This window comes from Brunnivagina elsteri CCALA 953 (assembly GCF_002289455.1).
Lineage (GTDB): Bacteria > Cyanobacteriota > Cyanobacteriia > Cyanobacteriales > Nostocaceae > Brunnivagina > Brunnivagina elsteri.
Genome location: NZ_NTFS01000036.1, coordinates 21,630 through 27,905 on the forward strand (window position 1 = coordinate 21,630; position 6,276 = coordinate 27,905).

A 6,276-nucleotide genomic window follows, 5' to 3' on the forward strand; every position below is an offset into this window, starting at 1 on the left:
GACAATTTGGGCAATTTATTTCTTGGTGTTTCTTAATCCCCCTGCCATGTCGCTTGAGATTGACCTCGACAACTCAATTTAAAGCACTAAATAGGACATAAAGGGAACTACAAAGCATGTTTTGGCGTTATTAAATTAGAAGTATAAAATATCTCTAGATACTATCTATAATGAAATTACCCATTTTATTTAAAACCTTAGCATTGTTTGCTTTTTGCCTATCTAGCGCTGTCGGTACTATTCCTTTACCAGTTATAGCAAACACACCAGCTAATTCCCCAACCAATATTCAACAACCAAAGCGATTCAAATTAACTTTATCAGGACATACAGAACCCGTACGAGCGATCGCAATTTCTGCCAACGGTCAAATTTTAGCCAGTGGTAGCGATGACAAAACCGTCAAACTTTGGAACCCAGGAACAGGTAAATTGCTGCATACCTTGACTGGACATGGAAATAACATTAAATCTGTTCTTGTTACCCCGGATGGGAACACCATTCTTAGTAGTAGTTTCGATAATACAGTGAAACTATGGAACTCCCAAACAGGGAAAGAAATTCGGACAATTACCGAAAAATCAGGTGTAAGAGCAATTTTATTAACCCCCGATGGACAAACTTTAATCACTGCCAATGGTAATAAAAAAATCAAATTTAATAATCTCAAAACTGGAAAAATCCAGCGTACTTTGACAGTCGAAACCACTGCACTAGCAATTAGTTCCGATGGCAAAACCCTATTTAGTGGTGGTGAAAATGGGGGAAAAATCCGTATTTGGAGTATGGCAACAGGTAAGCAATTACGAAGTTTTACCCCACCACTACCCAACAAAGAAGACTTAATTAACGGTTCTGAGCGAGCATCATCACCAATTATCCTTGCTGTTAGTAACGATGGTAAAATGCTCCTCAGTGGTGGATATGATGACAGTTTTCAATCTGGTGGAGTCAGAACCACAGATGGTAAAAGTTTCAAAGCTTGGGATTTGAAAACAGGGAAGCTAGTCCATAATTTTTCCCTTGGTACAAGTTTGGATGCATTAGTAATTAGTCCTGATAGTCAGACATTTATTGCTGGTGGTTTGGGTCGAAATATCATATTACGAGATATTAAAACCGGAAAACCAGTGATGGAACTCCAAGGACATGGAGGTGGTATCTATGGACTTGCATTGAGTCGCGATGGCAAGACTATATATAGCGGCAGTGGTGATAAATCTGTGAAAGTTTGGCAGATAAAACCGTAGATTCACTCATAAAAAAATTCCACTGACAAATCAAATTGTACAGTGGACTAGGTAATTATTATTAGTGGATCTGGGCAGAATCGAACTGCCGTGTTGCATGGGTATTAACCCCCGCATCATTCACAGGTTTAGCCTATCTGACCCTCAAGGCGGGAATCGTTCATTGTCCCGAACGTAGGATGCTTTAGTGAAGTCTTTACCAACAAGCCCACTAAAGAAAACTTGTCAGTGCATCCGTTGGGGGTTGTCTCTAGCACTTAACGGAGTCACACTAGAAACGCTCGAACCTATAAGAGGCTTTTAGGCAGTAGCTAGTACTTCCTTACGAGCAAATTTTACGATGTTGTTTGCATCTATTGTTTTGAGCCTTGATTTACGAGATGCGACTCGCTCTCGACCTGCATCAACGAGAAGCCTTCGCCACCCAATCGAAACCAGTACAGACCCATCATTTAGATATTTATATTGTAGTACAAGATTTCAAAAAACGCCACATGAAAAAAAAGTTAGGAGTTAGGAGTTAGGAGTTTTTAATTCTTAACTCTCAACTCTCAACTCCTCACTTTTAAGTTAGCGCTTCCGAACCACCAACTACCTCAAGGATTTCTTGGGTAATTGCGGCTTGACGGGCTTTGTTATATCCCAAAGTGAGGATACCAATGAGTTCGGCGGCGTTTTCGCTGGCGTTGCTCATTGCGGTCATCCGGGCTGCGAGTTCGCTGGCTGCGGATTCCTGTAATGCTCGCAATAATTGATTACTGAGATACAAAGGTAACAAAGAATCCAGAATTTGTACCGGGTCTTGCTCAAAAATCATGTCGCGGGGGAAGGCACGCATTTCTGTTGTGACTTTTTCCCGTGCAACTTCAAATTGACCACTACGGCTGGTAAGACGGAAAATTTCGTCGTCTGGGGCTTCTAATCCTTGAGTGTCCAAGGGAAGCAAAGTTTGGGTAACAGGACGGGAACTAACAAGAGAAACGAATTTTGTATAAATTAATTCGATTCTGTCTACGCTTTCCGATAAAAATAGCGCTAGTAGTTCGTCAGCGATGTTGCTTGCTTCTGGTGCGGTTGGGATTTGCTCTAAGCCGATGAAGGTTGCATCAATCGGATATTCGCGACGTTGGAAGTATTGACTTGCCTTACGTCCAACGACAACAAATTTATAGTTCAAACCTTCGGCTTTGAGTTCCTTGGCACGAATTTCGGCACGTTTGATGATGCTGGAGTTATAGCCACCACATAAACCTCTGTCCCCGGAAACTACCAAAATTCCCACGGTTTTGACTTGGCGTTTTTTGAGTAGGGGTAAGTCTGCCTCTTCAAATCGCAAGCGGGTTTGTAAACCGTAAAGTACCTGGGCTAAACGGTCAGCAAAGGGGCGTGTAGAAAGCACTTGTTCTTGAGCGCGTCGTACCCTTGCTGCTGCCACTAGCCGCATTGCTTCGGTAATTTTTTTGGTGTTTTTAACTGATTGAATGCGATCGCGAATCGCTTTTAAATTTGCCATATCCTTTTTTTTCCGAGTTAGGAGTTAGGAATTAGGAGTTAGGAATTTTAGTTACACTCTTAACTCCTAACTTTTTCTTATGCCAAGAAGGTTTTCTTGTATTCAGTAATACCTTCTTTGAGTGCTGCTTCTTCAGCATCACCCATTACTTTCGAGGATTGTACTGCTTGCGAGTATGCGGGTTTGCTGCTCTTTAAGTAGTCTCGCAGACCTTTGGCAAAGGTGACAATTTTATCAACTGGTATCTCATCTAAGTAGCCATTGATACCAGCATAGAGAACTGCCACTTGTTCAGCTACGGATAATGGGGAGTTTTGGGGCTGTTTGAGGAGTTCGCGCAAACGCACACCCCGTGCTAGCTGGTCTTGGGTGGCTTTATCCAAGTCAGAGGCAAACTGCGCGAATGCTTGGAGGTCATCAAACTGGGCGAGTTCGAGTTTGATTTTACCTGCGACTTTTTTCATCGCTTTGGTTTGGGCTGCCGAACCCACGCGGGATACGGAGATACCGGGGTTAACTGCGGGACGAATGCCTGAGTTAAATAAGTTGGAGGATAGGAAAATCTGACCGTCGGTAATCGAAATTACGTTGGTAGGAATGTATGCCGATACGTCACCCGCTTGGGTTTCGATGATGGGCAGTGCGGTCATGCTACCGCCACCGAGTTCGTCACTGAGTTTTGCGGCACGTTCGAGGAGGCGGGAGTGAATGTAAAATACGTCACCAGGATAAGCTTCGCGACCGGGTGGACGGCGGAGCAACAAGGACATCTGACGGTATGCGGCAGCTTGTTTGGACAAGTCGTCATAAATAATCAAGGTTGCTTTGCCTTTGTACATAAAGTACTCAGCAAGTGCCGCACCTGCGTATGGTGCTAAGAATTGTAGTGGTGCGGGTTCGGAGGCGCTGGCGGCGACAACGATTGTGTAGTCCATCGCACCTTTTTCTTGTAATGTCTGCACTACGTTAGCTACAGTGGAAGCTTTTTGACCGATGGCAACGTATACGCAAATTACATCTTCTCCCTTTTGGTTGATGATGGTGTCAATTGCGATCGCGGTTTTTCCAGTTTGACGGTCACCAATGATTAATTCGCGCTGTCCACGACCAATGGGAATCATGGAGTCGATGGCGGTAATCCCAGTTTGCATCGGTTCGTGTACCGAACGACGAGCAATAATACCGGGAGCCATTGATTCGATTAGACGGGTTTCGCTGGATTTGATTTCGCCTTTACCGTCGATTGGACGACCTAAAGCGTCAACAACACGTCCGACTGTGGCTTCACCTACTGGAATCTCGGCGATGCGTCCGGTAGCTGTTACGGTACTTCCTTCTTGGATGTTGCGACCTTCACCCATCAATACCACACCGACGTTATCTTCTTCTAAGTTCAAAGCGATACCAATGGTACCATCTTCAAATTCTAGAAGTTCTCCCGCCATTGCTTTTTCCAAGCCATAAACGCGAGCAACACCGTCACCAATTTGGAGTACGGTGCCGACGTTAGCAACTTTAACCCCTTGGTCGTATTGCTCGATTTGCTGCTGAATAATACTACTGATTTCGTCTGGTCTGATTGAAATACTCATGTTTCTATGTTTTTAGAAATTTGGGCATTGGGAATTATTTTAGGTAATGGGCTTTGGGTAATGGGGAATGGGCATTAATAATTGAAGAACAATAGTAATTATTCCTTAATTTTTATTTCTAATGCCTAATACCTCGCTCCCAATACCCCATAACCAATTCTCATTTTTATGAACTAGTTAAACGCAAAGACAAACGGCGTAATTGACCGCGTAAACTCGCGTCTATTACTTGGGAACCAACTTTGATGATGACTCCACCAATCAAACTGGGGTCAACTTTCTGACTTAGTTCTACTTCGCGAGCATTGGTCATTGTAATCACCCTTTCCTTAACAGCTTCCTCTTGTTCGGAGGAGAGGGGAACGGCAGAAATTACTTCCGCAAGTACGGTTTGATTCAATTCACGCAGCAACGCCAAATACTGTTGGCAAATTGCGTCTAGTATATAAATCCGTTTTCTGTCAACCAATAGCAGCAAGAAATTCCGGAAGGAAGCATTTGTATCATCACTCAATATTCGCTTGATGACTGCTTTCTTACTTTCTGTTTGCACAAAAGGGTTATCGAAAAAATCAGACAGTTGTTTGCTTTCACCGAGCAAAGTGATTAGACTCCGCGCATCATTACCAAACGCTTCGGTAAGGCTATTAGATTTTGCTACGGACATCAAAGCCTGTGCGTAAGGTGCAGCAATTTCTTCGGTAGCTACGGTACTTTTCATCTAACGTCCTCCCAGTAGCGCAATGCTGCGGTCAATCAAAGTTTGCTGAGTTTTTTCAGAAACCCCTGTCTTGAGTTCCGATTCTACTTTTTCTAATGCCATCGCGACAACACGCGATCGCACGCTGGCGATCGCTTTGTCTCGTTCGGTATTTAGATCGGCAGCAGCGACTTCTTTCAAACGTTGCACGTCTACTGATGCTTTTGCCAAAATTGCTTCTTTCGCGGCTTGAGCGCTTGCTTCTCCCGAAGAGCGAATACGTTCGGCTTCAGCAGATGAATCTTTGACGCTGTTCTCTGCTTCTTTTAGGGCAGCTGCTGATTCTTTGAGACGCTGCTCGGCTTCTTGAATCGTTGCTTCTATCGCTATGCGGCGCTCGCTCAAAGTGCTAACTAATAACTTACGCCCAAAAACAACCAATATCCCAACTAGGAGAGCCAAGTTGATGATATTGGTTTCAAAGATGTCTAGGTTAAGACCGAAACCACCTTTTTCTTCGTGAGCGGCGATCGCTTCTGTCGCCAGTAATAACAAAGTGCCCATTATACCTATCTACAACTGCGCTGCTTAATTGCTAACAAAATTAAATTTTCACTGTGGTTAAAAAGTGATAATTTAAACACTCAACTAAGGGCAATTAACTATAAATAATATGGTGGTCAGAAGTCAGAATACAGCTTTAGGGACTCTTGACGATATCAATAAATATTCTGAGTTCTGGGTTCTGCCTTTCCATTTATCTTAATTCCCTTATGCGCGTAGGTTTGTGGGACCTATGTGGCAAATTTGAATGTATCTTTTTTATCTTGCAAGTCCCGGTCCCAAGAGTTTCCCAAGAATTTGATGACTCAAGGAATCCACTTGTTTTTCTAATGAACTTAGGGCTGCTTGCTTTTGCTGTTCGATTTCACGAGCAGCTTCTTCACGAGTAGCTTGAGCTGCTTGTTGAGCCTCAGCTACTCTGGAAGCATAAACTTGTTGAGCTTCTGCCTCTGCTTGCGAGATTACGACTTGCGTCTGTTTACGGGCATTAGCTATTTGCTGCTCGTATTCTTTGATTAAACGTTCGGATTTATCCAAACGCTCGCGAGCATCAACCTTATTGGTTCTGATGTAATTGTCGCGATCGTCCAATGCTTTTGTCATCGGCTTTTTAAAAATTTTATTTAACAAAACTGACAAAAACAAGAAATTTAAAAC

Annotated in this window: 6 protein-coding genes and 1 other RNA gene; 1 reads left to right on the plus strand and 6 read right to left on the minus strand. The window is 43.3% G+C overall.

Translation table 11 applies throughout. The features are described 5' to 3' along the window. Positions 1-170 precede the first annotated feature (170 nt). Positions 171-1,250, plus strand: a complete 1,080-nt coding sequence (locus tag CK510_RS05455) for a WD40 repeat domain-containing protein (RefSeq protein WP_095720725.1) — start codon at positions 171-173, stop codon at positions 1,248-1,250. Between the two features lie 62 nt (positions 1,251-1,312). Here the strand turns inward: CK510_RS05455 and ssrA are convergent. From ssrA to CK510_RS05485, 6 genes are all read right to left on the minus strand, one after another. Continuing rightward, positions 1,313-1,697: a transfer-messenger RNA gene (gene ssrA, locus CK510_RS05460) on the minus strand. A gap of 118 nt (positions 1,698-1,815) precedes the next feature. Further along, positions 1,816-2,763: a F0F1 ATP synthase subunit gamma gene (locus tag CK510_RS05465; RefSeq protein WP_095720726.1), complete on the minus strand. Its 948-nt coding sequence runs from the start codon at positions 2,761-2,763 to the stop codon at positions 1,816-1,818. Between the two features lie 77 nt (positions 2,764-2,840). Beyond that, a complete protein-coding gene (gene atpA, locus CK510_RS05470) occupies positions 2,841-4,355 on the minus strand; it encodes a F0F1 ATP synthase subunit alpha (RefSeq protein ID WP_095720727.1) in 1,515 nt (504 codons plus the stop codon). Between the two features lie 166 nt (positions 4,356-4,521). Next, complete coding sequence (gene atpH / locus CK510_RS05475; RefSeq protein ID WP_095720728.1) at positions 4,522-5,076, minus strand: ATP synthase F1 subunit delta; 555 nt, start codon at positions 5,074-5,076, stop codon at positions 4,522-4,524. Next, entirely contained in the window at positions 5,077-5,628 is a 552-nt protein-coding gene (locus tag CK510_RS05480) for a F0F1 ATP synthase subunit B (RefSeq protein WP_095720729.1), read from the minus strand. 249 nt (positions 5,629-5,877) lie between these two features. After that, a partial coding sequence (locus tag CK510_RS05485; RefSeq protein WP_095720730.1) for a F0F1 ATP synthase subunit B' occupies positions 5,878-6,276 on the minus strand: 399 nt, incomplete at its 5' end.